The sequence below is a fragment of the Streptomyces sp. NPDC059787 genome (assembly GCF_042732315.1).
Taxonomy (GTDB): Bacteria; Actinomycetota; Actinomycetes; order Streptomycetales; family Streptomycetaceae; genus Streptomyces; species Streptomyces atrovirens.
In genome coordinates this window covers 25,635-41,990 of the sequence record NZ_JBHWHX010000014.1, presented here as the reverse complement: position 1 = coordinate 41,990, position 16,356 = coordinate 25,635, and the positions used below count along the sequence as shown (strand labels likewise).

The 16,356-nt window shown below is 73.3% G+C and carries 11 protein-coding genes and 1 pseudogene; 5 read left to right on the top strand and 7 right to left on the bottom strand.

Annotated elements, in window-relative coordinates; translation table 11 throughout:
- Both ACFV5H_RS15825 and ACFV5H_RS15820 read right to left on the bottom strand, forming a co-directional pair.
- Positions 1–1,743 carry a pyruvate dehydrogenase gene (locus ACFV5H_RS15825; RefSeq protein ID WP_385050691.1) on the bottom strand — a complete coding sequence of 581 codons (1,743 nt, stop codon included), beginning with the start codon at positions 1,741–1,743 and terminating at the stop codon, positions 1–3.
- 66 nt (positions 1,744–1,809) lie between these two features.
- Positions 1,810–3,312: a protein phosphatase 2C domain-containing protein gene (locus ACFV5H_RS15820; protein ID WP_385195195.1), complete on the bottom strand. Its 1,503-nt coding sequence runs from the start codon at positions 3,310–3,312 to the stop codon at positions 1,810–1,812.
- 150 nt (positions 3,313–3,462) lie between these two features.
- Between ACFV5H_RS15820 and ACFV5H_RS15815 the strand changes: the two genes are divergently transcribed.
- Positions 3,463–3,945, top strand: a complete 483-nt coding sequence (locus ACFV5H_RS15815; protein ID WP_385050687.1) for a DUF456 domain-containing protein — start codon at positions 3,463–3,465, stop codon at positions 3,943–3,945.
- A gap of 9 nt (positions 3,946–3,954) precedes the next feature.
- On the opposite strand, the gene ACFV5H_RS15810 is transcribed toward ACFV5H_RS15815, so the two are convergent.
- From ACFV5H_RS15810 to ACFV5H_RS15790, 5 genes are all read right to left on the bottom strand, one after another.
- Positions 3,955–4,458, bottom strand: coding sequence for a methylated-DNA--[protein]-cysteine S-methyltransferase (locus ACFV5H_RS15810; RefSeq protein WP_385050685.1), 504 nt, complete (start codon positions 4,456–4,458; stop codon positions 3,955–3,957).
- Positions 4,459–4,460: 2 nt separating this feature from the next.
- Complete coding sequence (locus ACFV5H_RS15805) at positions 4,461–5,831, bottom strand: DNA-3-methyladenine glycosylase 2 family protein (RefSeq protein WP_385195193.1); 1,371 nt, start codon at positions 5,829–5,831, stop codon at positions 4,461–4,463.
- A gap of 61 nt (positions 5,832–5,892) precedes the next feature.
- Positions 5,893–6,990, bottom strand: coding sequence for a ribosome small subunit-dependent GTPase A (rsgA, locus tag ACFV5H_RS15800; RefSeq protein WP_385050681.1), 1,098 nt, complete (start codon positions 6,988–6,990; stop codon positions 5,893–5,895).
- Between the two features lie 267 nt (positions 6,991–7,257).
- Positions 7,258–8,730: a cellulose binding domain-containing protein gene (locus ACFV5H_RS15795; protein ID WP_385195191.1), complete on the bottom strand. Its 1,473-nt coding sequence runs from the start codon at positions 8,728–8,730 to the stop codon at positions 7,258–7,260.
- Positions 8,731–8,960: 230 nt separating this feature from the next.
- Complete coding sequence (locus ACFV5H_RS15790) at positions 8,961–10,283, bottom strand: radical SAM protein (RefSeq protein ID WP_385050677.1); 1,323 nt, start codon at positions 10,281–10,283, stop codon at positions 8,961–8,963.
- Positions 10,284–10,438: 155 nt separating this feature from the next.
- On the opposite strand from ACFV5H_RS15790, the gene ACFV5H_RS15785 reads away from it, so the two are divergent.
- The 4 genes and pseudogenes from ACFV5H_RS15785 (at position 10,439) to ACFV5H_RS15770 (ending at position 16,356) form a co-directional block, all read left to right on the top strand.
- Complete coding sequence (locus ACFV5H_RS15785) at positions 10,439–11,692, top strand: D-arabinono-1,4-lactone oxidase (protein WP_385050675.1); 1,254 nt, start codon at positions 10,439–10,441, stop codon at positions 11,690–11,692.
- Between the two features lie 138 nt (positions 11,693–11,830).
- Positions 11,831–13,057: an ROK family transcriptional regulator gene (locus ACFV5H_RS15780; protein ID WP_385195189.1), complete on the top strand. Its 1,227-nt coding sequence runs from the start codon at positions 11,831–11,833 to the stop codon at positions 13,055–13,057.
- 169 nt (positions 13,058–13,226) lie between these two features.
- Positions 13,227–13,471, top strand: a pseudogene (locus ACFV5H_RS15775) (carbohydrate ABC transporter permease); the annotation flags it as partial.
- A 23-nt stretch (positions 13,472–13,494) separates the two neighbouring features.
- Entirely contained in the window at positions 13,495–16,356 is a 2,862-nt protein-coding gene (locus ACFV5H_RS15770; protein ID WP_385195186.1) for a glycoside hydrolase family 2 TIM barrel-domain containing protein, read from the top strand.

Genomic DNA, 16,356 nt, shown 5'->3' with positions numbered 1-16,356 from the left:
TCACGGCCGGGGCACGTTGCGCAGGTTGGAGCGGGCCATCTGCACCATCCGGCCGACCCCGCCGTCCAGCACCATCTTGGAGGCGGACAGGGCGAAACCGGTCACCATCTCCTTGCTGATCCTCGGCGGAATGGACAGCGCGTTGGGGTCGGTGACGATGTCGACGAGGGCCGGACCCTTGTGCCTGAACGCGGACTTCAGCGCCCCGGCGAGCTCCTTCGGCTTCTCCACCCGTACCCCGTGGGCGCCGCACGCGCGGGCGACGGCGGCGAAATCGGGGTTCTTCATGGCGGTGCCGTGCGAAGGCAGCCCGGCGACCAGCATCTCCAACTCGACCATGCTCAGCGAGGAGTTGTTGAACAGGACCACCTTCACCGGCAGGTCGTACTGCACCAGGGTGAGGAAGTCCCCCATCATCATGGTGAACCCGCCGTCGCCGGACATCGACACGACCTGCCGGCCGCGGTCGGTGAACTGCGCCCCGATCGCCATCGGCAGCGCGTTCGCCATCGAGCCGTGGGAGAAGGAACCGATCACCCTGCGGCGGCCGTTGGGCGAGATGTAGCGGGCCGCCCAGACGTTGCACATGCCGGTGTCGACGGTGAACACGGCGTCGTCGTCGGCCATCTCGTCCAGTACGGACGCCACGTACTCGGGGTGGATCGGCACGTGCTTGTCCACCTTCCGCGTGTACGCCTTCACCACCCCCTCCAGCGCGTCCGCGTGCTTCTTCAGCATCCGGTCGAGGAACTTCCGGCTGTCCTTGGTGCGGACCCGCGGCGTCAGACAGCGCAGTGTCTCCTTCACATCGCCCCACACCGCCAGGTCGAGCCTGGAGCGCCTGCCGAGGTTCTCGGGCCGCACGTCGACCTGGACGATCTTCACGTCGTCGGGCAGGAAGGCGTTGTACGGGAAGTCGGTGCCGAGCAGGATCAGCAGGTCGCACTCGTGGGTGGCCTCGTAGGCGGCGCCGTAGCCGAGCAGTCCGCTCATGCCGACGTCGTACGGGTTGTCGTACTGGATCCACTCCTTGCCGCGCAGGGCGTGCCCGACCGGGGACTTGATCTTCTGGGCGAACTCCATGACCTCGGCGTGCGCGCCCTTGGTGCCGGCGCCGCAGAACAGGGTGACCTTCCCGGCCTCGTCGATCATGTCGACGAGCCGGTCGATCTCGGCGTCGCCGGGGCGGACCGTGGGCCGGGAGGTGACGAGGGCGGTCTCCAGGGGCTTCTCGGGGGCGGCGTGGTCGGCGATGTCACCCGGGAGGGTGACGACGCTGACGCCGGAGCGGCCGACGGCGTGCTGGATGGCGGTCTGCAGCAGCCGGGGCATCTGCTGCGGGCTGGAGATCATCTCGCTGTAGTGGCTGCACTCGCGGAACAGCTGGTCGGGATGGGTCTCCTGGAAGTAGCCGAGGCCGATCTCGCTGGACGGGATGTGGGAGGCGAGGGCGAGGACCGGGGCCATGGAGCGGTGGGCGTCGTACAGGCCGTTGATGAGGTGGAGGTTGCCGGGCCCGCAGGAGCCGGCGCAGGCGCCCAGTCTGCCGGTGACCTGGGCCTCGGCGCCGGCGGCGAAGGCGGCGGTCTCCTCGTGCCGTACGTGGATCCAGTCGATGGCGGAGTTGCGGCGCACGGCGTCGACGACGGGGTTGAGGCTGTCGCCGACGACGCCGTAGAGGCGTTTGACCCCCGCGCGGGTGAGGATGTCGACGAACTGCTCCGCTACGTTCTGTTTGGCCATGGCTTCCGTCTGCCCCTCGGGTGTCGAAGATGCCTGACGGGTTCCATGAATTCACACGGCGCGCGCTCACGCCTCCCAAACGGCGACGGCCGTACGGTCGTCCGCGTACCCCTTGACCCGCACCTGGGTGTCGGCGAGGAACGCGGCGAGGCCGGGCGCTCCGGGGCGGGACCACCGGTCGGCGAGATGGGCGCGGAGCTCCCGCTCGCCGCGCAGGGGGTCGGCGAGGCCGGTCCCGCACATCAGCAGGGTGTCACCCGGGCGGGCTATGGAGGTGCGGAAGCGGAAGGGCTCGCGGGGCGGTTCGGGGGCGGGCTCGTACGGGCTCGGGGGTGTGGGGATGCCCAGGTCCATGGTGAGGCGGTCGCCGTCGGGGGTCTCGGCGGGCGGCGAGCCGAAACCGACCACGGGTTCGCCCTTGGCCTCGGTGACCTCGGGTTCGATGTCCTGCCACGCGCCGTCCCGCAGCCGGAACAGTCCGCCGGGGCCGACGCCGAAGAAGACCCGGGTGCGGCACTCGGGGTCGGCGGGCAGCAGGAGGCAGCGCAGGGTGGCCGTGTGGGCGTCGGGTTCGAGTCCCTGCTCGGCCGCGGCGGCGCGGAGCCTGCCGAGGCTGCGGTCGGTGAGGCGGTGCAGGCCGGACTTGAGGTCGCCGCGCCGGGCGGCCCTGATGTCGTCGACGAGGCGGGCGTGGCTGCGGCCCACCGCCTCGCCGATCCACCGGCAGGCCTCGGCGGCGGCCCGGTGGGCGCCGGGCGCGCTCCGGGCGCCGGTCGCCAGCGCCACGAGGACGAGGGCCCGCTCCCCCTTTCCGAACCGGGCGGTCAGCAGGGCGTCGCGGCGGGGTTCGCCCCGGTAGCGCGCGGAGTCCCCGCGCACGGAGGCGGCGCGCAGGGTGCAGGCCCCGTAGCGGGCCCCGTCCAGCACGGTGTCCGGGACCAGGCCGTCCAGTTCGTCGGGGTCGGCCGGCGGGAGGGCGGTGGGCTCGGGGTCGTAGGTGGGCGGCCGGGATCCCACGTGGGCGCGGGACGGGAGCGGGTCCGGGAGTGGTCCGAGACGGGAGGGGCGGGGGACGGAGCCGTCCGCGGACTCCGGGGCCGGTGGGGCCGTGGGGGGTGGCGGGGGCGCGGTGGAGGGGGTCCAGGGGCCGTAGGCCGTGCCGGAGGTGGGGGAGGCCGGAGGCGGCGAAGGGTGCGGCTCGGGCGGGGGGAAGGCCACCGGGCCCGCGGACGCGGCGGGCGGGGGTCCCCAGGGGGTGCGGGGCGGGGCGCCGGCAGGTCGCGGCGGGAGGTCCGCCGGCGCGTCGGGGGCCGGGCGGGGGTCCGGGACCGTCGGCGTGGAACGTAAGCCGTCCGGGGCGGGACCATCCGCCGGGGCGGAACCGCCCGCCGGGCCGGGACCGCCCGCCGGCGCGGGACCGCCCGCGTTCAGTGTGCCGGACGCCGAGGCGAAGCGGTCGTCCAGGGAATCGGGCGCCGGTACGGGGCCCGTGTCATCGGTGGCGTCGTCGTACAGCTGCCCCCACCAGTCGTCCTCCGGACCGGTGGGCCTTCCCCCCTGCTGGCTCATGTCACCGATTGTCCACCGCGCGGGCCGGATGGAAACGGGGCATCGGGAAAATCCCCCGTCCCGCACCACACCCGGGACGGCTGTGCGACAGGGGGCGCCGCGGCCCGTTTCCGTCCTGCGCCGCTCCCCGGACTCCCGCACCCTGGAAGGATGGGAGCGTGGGACCTCCTGCTCGCCGGACTGGTGCTCCTGCTCGGACTGTGCGGAGTGCTGCTGCCAGGGGTGCCCGGGTCGTGGCTGGTGTGGGCCGGGGTCCTGTGGTGGGCGCTGAAGGACCCGCGGCCCGTCGCGTGGTGGGTGTGCGTGGGGGCGACCGTCCTGCTGTTCCTGTCCCAGGTGGTGCGCTGGGCGCTGCCGCCGCGCCGGCTGCGGGCGGGCGGGGACGACGCCCGGATGCTGGCGTACGCGGGCTGCGGCTCGTTCCTGGGTTTCGTGCTGCTGCCCGTGATCGGCGCGGTTCCGGGCTTCCTCGCCGGGATCTACGTCTTCGAGCGGCTGCGTCTCGGCCGCCACGGCGAGGCGGTCGCGGCACTGCGCACGGCGCTGCGCTCGGGCGGCTGGAGCGTGCTGACGGAGCTGTTCACCTGCCAGCTGATCACGGCGGCGTGGCTGGGCGCGGTGTTCTGGGGCTGAGCCCCCGGCTCACGGCAGCGGCACGCCCTCGTGGGTGAGCAGCCGCACCTTGCGCTCCAGCCCGCCGGCGTATCCGGTCAGCGAGCCGTCGGCGCCGATCACCCGGTGGCAGGGGCGGACGATGAGCAGCGGGTTCGCGCCGATCGCGCCGCCGACGGCCCGTACGGCGGCCCTCGGCGCGCCGATCCGGGCCGCGATCGCGCCGTAGGAGACGGTCTCCCCGTAGGGGACGTCGTCGAGCGCGGCCCACACCTTCTCCCGGAACGGGGTGCCGGTGGCGCTCACGGCCAGCCGGAACTCCTTGAGGTCGCCGGCGAAGTACGCGGTGAGCTGCCGCTCGGCCTCACGGAACGGTCCGGTGTCCCGCCGCCAGTCGTCCGCCGGCGTGCGTCCGCCCTTCTGCCCGGGCACGGACAGCGAGGTCAGCTCGCCGGTCGGGGCGGCGGTGAGCAGCAGCGGTCCGACGGGGCTCTCCACACGCGTCCAGTACGTGGTCGTGGTCATGGTCGTCATGGTTACTCCAACTCCCCTGCGGCGCGCAGGTGGTTCAGGGCGTACGAGCGCCAGGGGCGCCAGCTTTCGGGAACGCCGGGTCCGGGCGGGGCCACGTCCGGGTCGCCGAGCGCGCGGGTGCGGATCCCGGCGATCGTACGGGCGTCGAGGCCGGGGACGGCGGCCAGGGCGGTCCGGGCCTCGTCCCGGTCGGCGCCGGGGCCGAGGCGTACGGTGCCGTCGGCGAGGGCGGTGGTGAGCGCGCCCAGGGTGCCGTCGGGTTCGGCCCCGGCGAGGACGGCGGCTTCGGGGAACAGGTGGGTGAGGGTGTCGCAGGGGGCGTCGAGCCGCTTGCCGTACCGCTGGACGAGCCGTGCGGCCTCGTCGCGGCCCACCAGCGCGCGCACCGCCAGTTCGTCCGGGTCGGCTGCTCCCGGTGAGCGCAGTCCGGGCCGGGCGGCGACCAGTGGGGCGAGGCGGGTGTCGGCACCGAGTCGTTCGTCGACGGCGTACGGGTCGGCGTCCAGGTCGAACAGCCGTCGCAGGCGTTGTACGGCGGTGGTCAGATCGCGGGGGTCGGTGAGGTGGACGCGGGCGTCGAGCCAGCCGCCGGGCCGGCCGCGTGGCTCGTCGACGGCGGCGATGCCCGTGCCGTAGGGCAGGCGGAGCGTCCGCCGGTAGGTGCGGGTGCCCGGGGTGCCGCTCACGTCCTCGACGCCGGGGACGGCCTCGCGTTCCAGCAGGTCGAAGACGGGTTCCGCCCGGTAGGGGCCGCGGTGGGCGAGCCGCAGGGGGATTCCGGCGGACGGGGTGGCGGTGCGCGCCCGGCCCCGGTGGGGTGCGGAGGCGCGCAGCTCGCTGGGGGTGGTGGCGTACACGGCCCGTACGGTGTCGTTGAACTGCCGCACGCTGGCGAATCCGGCGGCGAAGGCGATCTCGGTGACCGGCAGCCCGGTGGTCTGCAGGAGCACGCGCGCGGCGTGCGCCCGCTGGGCGCGGGCGAGCGCGACGGGCCCGGCGCCGAGCTCGCCGGTGAGCTGGCGCTGCACCTGGCGGGCGCTGTAGCCGAGCCGTGCGGCGAGCCCGGCGACGCCCTCGCGGTCGACGACTCCGTCGGCGATCATCCGCATGGCCCGGCCGACGACGTCGGCCCGCACGTTCCACTCGGCGGAGCCGGGCACGGCGTCCGGGCGGCAGCGCCGGCAGGCGCGGAACCCGGACCCCTGCGCGGCGGCGGCGGTCGCGAAGAACCGCACGTTGCGCCGCTTCGGGGTGACGGCGGGGCAGCTGGGCCGGCAGTAGATGCCGGTCGTCTCCACGGCGAAGAAGAACGCCCCGTCGAACCGGGCGTCCCGGCTGCGCACCGCCTCGTACCTGCTGTCCTCGTCCTTCATACCGTCCAGTCTCCGCCGGCCGGGGAGCCCCGGCTGGCGGAAATCGGACATGGAGGTGCCGCTACCGCAGGCGGCCCCGCTTGGCCTCCATCGCCGCCTTGCCGATGGCGCCCTTGCGCTTCCAGTCCTTGCGGATCTCCGCGCGGAGCCTGGCGTCGGTCTTGGCGACGATGTACTGGTTCTCCCGGAGCAGCTTGCGGTAGCTCTCCAGGCGGCGCTGGGGCAGGTCACCGGTCTCGATGGCGTCGAGGACGGCGCAGCCCGGTTCGCTCTCGTGGGCGCAGTCCTGGAACCGGCAGTCCTCGGCGAGCTCCTCGATCTCGGCGAACACCTGGCCGACGCCGGTGGAGGCGTCCCACAGGCCGACGCCCCTGAGGCCCGGTGTGTCGATGAGGACTCCCCCGCCGGGCAGCGCCAGCAGGTTGCGGGTGGTCGTGGTGTGTCGTCCCTTGCCGTCGACGTCCCGGATGGCCTGGACGTCCATCACGTCCTCGCCGAGGAGCGCGTTGGCCAGGGTGGACTTGCCGGCGCCGGACTGCCCGAGCAGCACCGACGTACCGCCGGCCGTGATCGCGGTGAGGACGTCGAGCCCGTCCCCGTCCCTGGCGCTGACGGTGAGCACCGGCACTCCCGGCGCGCTGGTCTCCACGTCCTGGACGAGGTGCGCCCGGGTCACCGCGTCCGGCACCAGGTCGGCCTTGGTGAGGACGACCACCGGCTGCGCCCCGGACTCCCAGGCAAGCGCGAGGAAGCGTTCGATCCGGGCCAGGTCGAGTTCGGCGGCGAGGGGGACGGCGACGACGGCGTGGTCGACGTTGGCGGCGAGGATCTGCCCCTCGGACCGCTTGGAGGAGGTGGAGCGCACGAAGGCGGTACGGCGCGGCAGATACGCGCGTACGTAGCGGGGGTTCCCGCCGGGTTCGACGGCGACCCAGTCGCCCGTGCAGACGACCCGCAGGGGGTCGTGCGGGGTGACGAAGGCGGTGTCGGCGCGCAGGGTGCCGCCGGCGGTGACGACGTCGCACTGGCCGCGGTCGACCCGGATCACACGGCCGGGCAGCAGCCCTTCCGCGTCGTAGGGGGCGAACTCGTCCGCCCAGGCGTCGTCCCAGCCGTAGGGGGCGAGCGCGGAGGAGACGGAGGTGGAACTGGAGCTCAAGGGGGTGACCCTTCAGGTGGGTGGCCCCGGCGGCCGCGCGTACGCATCCGTACGCGGACGGGAAAAGGGTGAGGTCAGCCGGTGGCCACGGAGGTGGACGTGATGGATTCCTGAATGCGGGCAGCGCCCGGCGCAGTGACAGCCATCGGTCGACACCTCCTCACTCCACGAACGGTCCGGTACGGCGGCGTACGGCCACCGTGTGATCCGCGGTCACAGTAGCCCGCCGCCTCCCCGGCCCGTCAACTTGTTTTCCGGGCTCCCGTGTCACACGGTCGCGCAGGTGCGGCCGTTGAGCGTGAAGCCGGACGGCGGGCGGTTCGTGCCGTCGCGGGACGCGAGGAAGCCGAAGGCGAGTTTCCCGCCGGCGGCGACCGACTTGTTGTAGTCGGCGGCGGTGGCGGTGACCCGGGAGCCGTCCTGGTCGAGCGAGGCGTCCCACATCTGGGTGATCCGCTGGCCGTCGGGGAAGGCGAAGCCGACGCGCCAGGAGTCGAGGGGGTCGCGTGTGGTGACGGTGACGGTGGCCTGGAAGCCGTCGGGCCACTGGTTGACCAGGTCGTAGTCGGCGTGGCAGGCCGCCGGTTCGATGTCGGCGGTGGCGGTGGCGGAGGAGGTGCCCTGCGGTTCGGGGTCGGGGTCCTCCCGCTCCGGGGTGCGCCCGGCGGACGGCTCAGCGGACGGGGACGAGGACGGGGACGGGGTGTCCGGGGAGGCCGTGGGTGCGGCGGGCAGGGAGGGGCCGGGGTCGGCCACCGGCTGCCGGTCGGCGTCGGGGCGTTCGGCGCTCTCGTCGGCCGTGTCGCCGAACGGCATCAGGGAGACCGCGAGCGCGAGGAGGGAGACCAGGAGGGCGGCGACCAGCAGACCGTGCCGGGCGACGCGCGTCCTGGCCGTGCCGTCCGCCGGGTCGCCGCCGTCCGGGTCGGGCCGGTCCGGGCGTCCGGCCCCGAGCCGTACCTCGGCGGCGCGGCGGCGGCGTTCCAGATAGGCGAGGCCGCCCCAGCCGATCACCCCGCCGGCCAGCGCGCCGGGCAGTCCCCCGCCGTGCAGCCGCAGACAGGCGGCTGCCTCGGCGCACCGGTGGCAGGTGGCGAGGTGGCGGGAGAGGTCGTCGGGGGTGTCCGCGGCGGGCGAGCGGGTGACGGCGTCGAGGAGCCGGGCGTAGCTGCGGCACTCGGCGTCCAGGGGCGAGTCGAGGTGGTTGCGGTGACAGCGGTCCCGGAACAGGCGGCCGACCTGGGCGAGTTCACCGGCGGCGGTGGCGGGGTCGAGGCCGAGCCGGCGGGCCACCAGGGGCAGCGGCAGGGCCTCCGCCTCGGCCAGCCAGAGCAGTTCGGCGTCCGCCGGCTGCAGATCGCGCAGTCCGCGCAGGGCGACCGGGCGGTCCAGTGGCGGGCCGGTGTAGCGGGCGGCCTGGCCGGAGTGGAGCCACAGCCGCAGATCCGGGTCGAGCTTGTGCCCCTGTCCCGCCTCCTCCCAGGCGGCCGCCGTGCTGCGGACCGCCGTCAGCAGCACGGGTATCCGGGGCAGCCGGGTGGAACGGCGGCCGTGGCCTCGGACGGTGCCCGACTCGGCCTCGCGCAGCTCCCGTATGCCCTGCGAGAAGGCCTCGCGGGCCAGTTCCGCCGCGGCGGCGGACCCGGCCGTGCACAGGTCGGCGTAGGAGAGTGCGGCGTCCCAGCACTCGGAGAACAGCGCCGTCTCGGCGGCGTCCTGGGGGCTCGGCAGGTCGGGCATGAGACTCCCGCATCACGAGCGAGGCAACTCGCCATAAGGGCAGTGGAGTTGGGGAAACCTCGCGGCAGTGGCCGAGCTTTTCACGTTCCCGCCACAACTGACAAGCGCTTCCCTCACTTTGCGTGGCGGCGCGGCCACCCCTCGCAGGGACGATACGCACGGAAGGCCGGAACGTCTCGGTTCCGGCCTTCCGGATCTCTCGCGGGAGCGGGCGCGGGGAGCCCGGTGCCTCAGACCTCCTCGGCGGACTCCTGTGCCGGGAGGCTGTCCATGAAGGAGCTGACCGAGAAGACCGCGTTGCCGGGGCCGGGCGGGCCGTAGCCGGGGGGCGAGGAGAGGCCGAAGTCCTCCATGGTCTGCCGGTAGGCCTGGAGGAGACGGATGTGGTACTCCAGCGGGGCGCCCTGCGGGTTGGCCTTGCCGAGCGGGGTGGTCGGCTCCGGGCACCAGGTGGTGAAGCGGGGCGTGATGCCGTGCGACATGAAGAAGCGCAGGCCCTCGGTGGTGGAGGCGATGGCCTCGTCGACCGTCTTGAAGCCGAAGGGCTCGGCCATCTCCACGCCGGCCACGAAGTTGGGGATCACGTTGCGCGCGCCGAAGATCTCCGCGGAGTCGAGGATGCGCCTGTGCCACTCGTCGCGGCCGACGTAGCGCTCCTTGCCGGGGCAGTACATCTTGAACAGGTACTCGTCCCACACCTCGTAGTTGGGGTGGTAGATCTGCACGCCGTAGTCCTTGAAGCGCTGCACGTCGTCCCTGGGCAGCGCCTGGGCGACGACCTTGCCGATCCAGCGGCCGGGGAAGCGCTCCTCGATGGCCTTGGCGTAGTGGCCGTAGAAGTCGGCCTCGTCGCGTCCGGAGACCGTCTTGGTGATGGCGCCGCCGGTGAGGGTGTAGGCGGTGGACGTCTTCGCGGTGTCGTACCGGTCGATGATCTCGAGGGCCTCCAGGACCTCCTCGACGTCCTTCACCCCGGTGTAGGGCCGGCCTGCCGCCTTGTGCTGGCGCCAGTTGTGATTGATGTCGCAGTACTGGCACTCCTCCTTGGCGCCGAAGTACTGGCAGACCCGGAAGACGGTCAGATAGATCAGGTAGCCCCACTGGATGGTGGGGGCGACCTCCATGACCGACTTCCCGTTGGAGAGGGTGTGCCGGTAGTACTCGGGCATGGGCGGCACGCCGACGTCCGAGATCCGCCTGCCGTCGAGGTAGAGGCCGAGCACGCCGTGCTCGTCGGCGGCGACGCGGTAGGGGGAGGCCGGGTTCACCCGCACCGACACGACCGTGCGGCGCAGGTCGTACGGGCCGCCGGTGAGGATGATCTCCTCCGGCGGGCGGCGCAGCGCGGCCTCGCCCAGTTCGGGCAGGGTGCCGTGGTCGAAGGAGAAGATGAAGTACGACTTCGGTTTGACCTCACCGCTCTCGTTGTCGCTGAGCGCGGACGGGTCGAAGGCCACACCGCCGCGCAGCAGGTCCTCCTTGAAGACGGCTTCGCGCGGCACGTGCGGGAACCGCTCCATCAGATCCTCGACCAGCGCGGTACGGCTGCCCATCCCGTTGTTCTCCTCCCGGTTCGGACGTACGACTCCTCACGGTATGCCCCCGCTCGGACGTCCGGGGTGCCGGGTCCCCCCACAGGGCGTGGATCACTCGCGAGGTAGGTTCCGGCGGGGACCTTTTCGGTCCCGAGCGTCAGGAAGGACGAGCGATGGCCGAGACCGTGACCAACTGGGCGGGCAACATCACGTACGCCGCCGAGGAGCTGCACCGCCCGCACAGCCTGGACGCGCTGCGCACACTGGTCGCCGGGAGCGCGCGGGTGCGGGCCCTGGGCAGCGGGCACTCCTTCAACGAGATCGCCGAGCCCGGCGCGGACGGCGTCCTGCTGTCCCTGGACGCGCTGCCCCCGCAGGTCGACGTGGATACGGCGGCCCGGACGGTACGGGTCGGGGGCGGGGTGCGCTACGCGGAGCTGGCCCGCGAGGTGCACCGGCACGGGCTGGCGCTGGCGAACATGGCGTCGCTCCCGCACATCTCGGTGGCCGGCTCGGTCGCCACCGGCACCCACGGCTCCGGGGTCGGCAACGGCCCGCTCGCCTCGTCCGTGCGCGCGGTGGAACTGGTCACGGCGGACGGCTCGACGGTGACCGTGGCGCGCGGCGACGAGCGGTTCGGCGGCGCGGTCACCTCGCTGGGCGCGCTCGGTGTCGTCACCGCGCTCACCCTGGACCTGGAGCCGGCCTTCGAGGTGGAGCAGCGCGTGTTCACCGAGATGCCGCTGGAGGGGCTGGATTCCGCCACGTTCGAGAAGGTGATGTCGGCGGCGTACAGCGTGAGCCTGTTCACCGACTGGCGGGCGCCGGGCTTCCGTCAGGTGTGGGTGAAGCGGCGCACCGACCAGCCGCTGCCGGACTTCCCCTGGGCGCCCCCGGCGGCCGAGAAGATGCACCCGGTGCCGGGGATGCCGGCGGTGAACTGCACCGAGCAGTTCGGTGCGGCCGGGCCCTGGCACGAGCGGCTGCCGCACTTCCGCGCGGAGTTCACGCCGAGCAGCGGGGCGGAGCTGCAGTCGGAGTACCTGATGCCGAGGGAGTCGGCCGTCGCCGCGCTGCACGCGCTGGACGGGATCCGGGAGACGGTCGCCCCGCTGCTGCAGACCTGCGAGGTGCGCACCGTCGCCGCCGACGACCAGTGGCTCAGCCCCTCCTACGGCCGGGACACGGTGGCCGCCCACTTCACCTGGGTCGAGGACACGCGGGCGGTGCTGCCCGTGGTGGGGCGGGTGGAGGAGGCCCTTGCTCCGTTCGGGGCGCGACCGCACTGGGGGAAGGTGTTCACCACGCCGGCGGCGGAGCTGCACGCCCGCTACCCGCGCCTGCACGACTTCCGGGCCCTCGTCCGCGACCTGGACCCGGCGGGCAAGTTCACCAACGCCTTCGTCCGGGACGTCCTGGGCGGCTGACGCCGAGGACGCCCGCCGGCCCCGACCGGCCTTCGTCAAGCCCCTTTCCGAACTCCTTGTCGAAAGGTCCGCCTCCCCATAGCCTTGCCGCGCGCCGGTGCCCGGTCGGCCCGGCCCGGCAGGGATGGGGACAGCTCGGTGAAGCGCACATCGCGGGACATCCGCACGGCCAACCGCTACCAGGTGCTGCGCCAGATCATCGCCGCGTCGCCGACCTCCCGGCAGGAGCTGGCGGCCGCCACGGGGCTCAGTCTCGCCACCGTCGCCACGCTGGTCGGGGAGCTGCTCGACCTCGGCATGATCACCGAGGTCGGTTTCGAGGACTCGGCCGGCGGCCGTCCCCGGGGCCTGGTGGCCGTCAACGCGTCGGGGGGCGCGCTGATCGGCGTGGATCTCGCCGAGACCTACGTCCGGGTCGAGCTGTTCGACCTCGCGCTGAACGTGCTGGCCCGCGCCGAGGAGAGCATGCGCCCCGGCGAGAGCCGGCCCGAGCAGGTCGTGGGGCATGTGGCCACGGCGGTGGGGTCGGTGGTGGCGCGGGCCGGGGTGGAGGGCGCGCGGGTGCTCGGGGTCGGGGTGAGCGTGCCGGGTCAGGTGGACCGGGACACCGGGATCTCCGAGTACGCGCCGAACTGGGACTGGCACGGCGTCCCCCTGCTCGACCTGCTCACCGACCGCATCGCCCACCCCCTGTACCTGGACAACCCGTTGCGGGCCTGCGCGGTGGCCGAGCTGTGGTTCGGGGCGGCGCGCGGGTACGGGGACGCGGTGGTGGTCAACCTCGGGACCGGGGTGGGCGCCGGGCTGGTGCTGGGCGGCGGGGTGCACCGGGGGGTGAGCAACAGCGCCGGTGAGTGGGGGCACACCACCCTCGTCCTGGACGGCCGCCCCTGCCACTGCGGCAACCGCGGCTGTGTGGAGACGTACACCGGCGCGCCCGGGATCATGCTCAACCTGCGGGAGCTGAGCCCGGACAGCCCGCTGCTGCGGGCCGACGACCAGACGGCCACCATCGACGCGCTCGCCCGGGGTGTGAGCGCGGGCGATCCGGTGGCGGTGGAGGTGCTCGGGCACACCGCCCGCTACCTCGGGGCCGGGATCGCCGGTCTGGTCAACCTCTTCAACCCGGAGGTGGTCGTGCTCAGCAGCTGGGTCGCTGCCGCGTTCGGCGAGCCGCTGCTCGACGAGGTGCGTACGGCCGTCGCCCGGCACGCGCTGCGCCGCCCGCTGGCCGCCACCCGGATCGTCCTCTCCCCGGTCCCGACCGATCCGGTGTGCCTGGGAGCGGCGACGTTCGCGCTGGAGGGGGCGTTGCAGTCGGCCGGGAAGCGCGCCGGGAACCGTACCGCCGGCAGTCGCCGGTGACTCCCGTCCCGTTCGTCATCACGAACGAGTCAGAACGCTTCGAACGGACTTCGTCCAACCCCTTGCCGAAGTATTGGCGGAAGGTTAACGTCCTGCGCGCCGTACGTCCCGCGCACCGCAAGTCCTTGACCGCCATCCCGCCGACAGCCGCACTCGAGACAAGGACGTCGCCATCGCCACGATCGCCTTCATCGACGGCTGGAATTCCTCCTTGTGGCCGCTGGTCACCGGCCAGGACCCGAGCGCCCGGGCGGTCCGGATGACCCTCCCCTCCTACCGATGACCCGCCAGACCGTCGACTTCCATCCGATCTTCATCGCCACGGCCATGCCCGTCCTCCCCCTGGTGTGCGTCTTCCTGTTCCTCCAGCGCCGGCTGGTGCAGGGCGTCGCGCGGACCGGGATCAAGGGCTGAGCCAGAACCGATCCAGGAGACCCATGTCATCGCGCACCCCGACGACCGGCTATGTCGAGGACGTCTCTCCCGGACGCGGGACCCTGCCCCCGCGCGCCCGGTACGCGTCCTCCGACGCGGCCTCCCTGTCCCTCAACGGAAGCTGGCGCCTACGGGTGTCCGCGACCGCCGACGCCGAGGACGACTCGTTCGCCGTGCCCGGGTACGACGCCGGGAGCTGGCCGGAGGTGACCGTGCCCGGCCACTGGGTGCTCCAGGGCCACGGCGCGCCGATCTACACCAACCACCTCTATCCCTTCCCCGTCGACCCGCCGCACGTCCCCGCCGAGAACCCCACCGGCGACCATCTGCGCGTCTTCGACCTGCCCGGGGACTGGCCGGGCGAGGGTACGGCCGTGCTCCGCTTCGACGGGGTGGAGTCCTGCGCCCGGGTCTGGCTGAACGGCACGGACATCGGGGAGTTCAAGGGCTCCCGCCTGCCGCACGAGTTCGCGGTCGGGCACCTGCTGAAGCCGTCCGGGAACGTCCTCGCGGTCCGGGTCCACCAGTGGTCGGCGGGGTCGTACCTGGAGGACCAGGACCAGTGGTGGCTGCCCGGCATCTTCCGTGACGTGACCCTGCTGCACCGCCCGGCAGGCGGTGTGGGCGACTTCTTCGTGCACGCCTCCTACGACCACGTCACCGGCGCGGGCACCCTGCGCGTCGACTCCGACGTCGAAGGGCGGGTGACCGTCGAGGAGTTGGGCATCGACGTGGCGGCCGGCGAACCGGTGACGCTCCCGGTCGAGCCGTGGACGGCGGAGACGCCCCGGCTGTACGACGGGGTGCTGGCCACGGCGGGCGAGCGCGTCCCGGTGCGCATCGGCTTCCGTACGGTCGCCGTCGAGGACGGCCTGCTCAAGGTCAACGGAACCCCCCTGCTGTTCAAGGGCGTCAACCGGCACGAGTGGCACCCGCGCCGGGGCCGCGCGCTGGACCTCGACACCATGCGCGAGGACGTGCTGCTGATGAAGCGGCACAACATCAACGCGGTCCGCACCTCCCACTATCCGCCGCACCCGGCCTTCCTCGACCTGTGCGACGAGTACGGGCTGTGGGTGATCGACGAGTGCGACCTGGAGACCCACGGTTTCGTCGAGCAGGACTGGCGGGACAACCCGGTCGACGACGAGCGCTGGACCCCGGCCCTGCTGGACCGGGCCGAACGCATGGTGGAGCGGGACAAGAACCACCCGTCGGTGGTGATGTGGTCCCTCGGCAACGAGGCCGGCACCGGACGCGGACTCACCGCGATGGCCGGCTGGATCCACGACCGGGACCCCTCCCGCCCGGTGCACTACGAGGGTGACCTCGGCTGCCGTGACACGGACGTGTACTCGCGGATGTACCCGCCGCACGAGGAGGTCGAACGGATCGCGCGGGGCCTGGACGGCGGCACCCACCGCAGGCGCGAACTGCCCCTGATCCTCTGCGAGTACGCGCACGCCATGGGCAACGGCCCCGGCGGACTCACCGAGTACCAGGAGCTGTTCGAGCGGTACGACCGGCTCCAGGGCGGCTTCGTCTGGGAGTGGATCGACCACGGCGTCGAGCACCCGGAGCTGGGCTACGCCTACGGCGGTGACTTCGGGGAGGAGCTGCACGACGCCAACTTCGTCTGCGACGGGCTGCTGTTCCCGGACCGCACGCCGTCACCGGGGCTGATCGAGTACAAGAAGGTGATCGAGCCGGTCCGGATCGAGGCGGGCGACGCGGACGGCACCGTACGGGTGACCAACCGGTACGACTTCGCGGACCTGTCCCTTCTGGAGTTCGTGTTCTCCCACCAGGTGGACGGCGTGCCGACGGGGGCGCGCCGGCTCACCGTGCCGCCGCTGGCCCCCGGGGAGTCGGCGGAGGTCAAGCTGCCCGAGGCGCCGGACGGCGGGGGCGAGGAGGTGCAGTGGACGGTGCGGGCGATGCTCGTCGAGGACACACCGTGGGCCGGCAGGGGCCACGAAGTCGCCTGGGCCCAGGGGACGGTGGCCCGCCGTGCCCCGCTGCCGGCGGCGACCGGTGCGCGGCCCGCCGTCGACGGCGACCGGATCATCCTGGGTCCGGCGGTCTTCGACGCCCGCACCGGCGCGGTGCGCACGCTCTCCGGTGTGCCGGTGAGCGGTCTGCGGCTGGACGTGTGGCGGGCGACGACCGACAACGACGACGGGGCGACCTGGCAGACGGACACCCGGTACGGGCCGCTCTGGCGTGAACTGGGCCTGCACCGCATGCGGCACCGGCTGGACTCGGTCGAGACGGACGGTGACGCGCTGACCGTACGGACCCGGGTGGCTCCCGCCGGCCGGGAGACGGGCCTGCGGACGGCGTACCGCTGGACCTCCGACGGCACGCGGGTGCGGCTGACCGTCTCGGTCGTGCCGGAGGGCGAGTGGCGGGCGCCACTGCCCCGGCTCGGCATCCGCTTCGGCCTCGCGGGCACCCCCGAGGACGCCGTGTCCTGGTTCGGCGGCGGGAACGAGTCGTATCCGGACACCAGGGCCGCGTCGAAGGACCTGCTGTGGCACGCGAGCGTCGGGGAGCTCCAGACGCCTTACGTCCGCCCGCAGGAGAACGGCGCCCACGCCGACGTGCGCTGGGCGGAGATCGGCGGTCTGCGGGTCGACGGCGAACCGGAGTTCTGGTTCACGGCCCGGCCCTGGACCACCGAACACCTGGACGCCGCCCGGCACCGCACCGACCTCGTCCCCGGCGACACGGTCCAAGTCCACCTCGACCACCGGCTGCACGGCATCGGCTCCCAGTCCTGCGGCCCGGGCCCGCTCCCCCGGTACCACCTGTGGCCCGAGCCCGCGGAGTTCTCCTTCGTGTTCTCCCGGCCGCGCGACTGA

Bases quoted from the DNA above. Each gene is read 5' to 3' on its own strand.
- ACFV5H_RS15795 (WP_385195191.1), bottom strand. From the start codon at position 8,730: ATGCCCGACCTGCCGAGCCCCCAGGACGCCGCCGAGACGGCGCTGTTC.
- ACFV5H_RS15790 (WP_385050677.1), bottom strand. From the start codon at position 10,283: ATGGGCAGCCGTACCGCGCTGGTCGAGGATCTGATGGAGCGGTTCCCG.
- ACFV5H_RS15770 (WP_385195186.1), top strand. From the start codon at position 13,495: ATGTCATCGCGCACCCCGACGACCGGCTATGTCGAGGACGTCTCTCCC.
- ACFV5H_RS15815 (WP_385050687.1), top strand. From the start codon at position 3,463: ATGGGAGCGTGGGACCTCCTGCTCGCCGGACTGGTGCTCCTGCTCGGA.
- ACFV5H_RS15785 (WP_385050675.1), top strand. From the start codon at position 10,439: ATGGCCGAGACCGTGACCAACTGGGCGGGCAACATCACGTACGCCGCC.
- ACFV5H_RS15805 (WP_385195193.1), bottom strand. From the start codon at position 5,831: ATGAAGGACGAGGACAGCAGGTACGAGGCGGTGCGCAGCCGGGACGCC.
- ACFV5H_RS15810 (WP_385050685.1), bottom strand. From the start codon at position 4,458: ATGACGACCATGACCACGACCACGTACTGGACGCGTGTGGAGAGCCCC.
- ACFV5H_RS15820 (WP_385195195.1), bottom strand. From the start codon at position 3,312: ATGAGCCAGCAGGGGGGAAGGCCCACCGGTCCGGAGGACGACTGGTGG.
- ACFV5H_RS15825 (WP_385050691.1), bottom strand. From the start codon at position 1,743: ATGGCCAAACAGAACGTAGCGGAGCAGTTCGTCGACATCCTCACCCGC.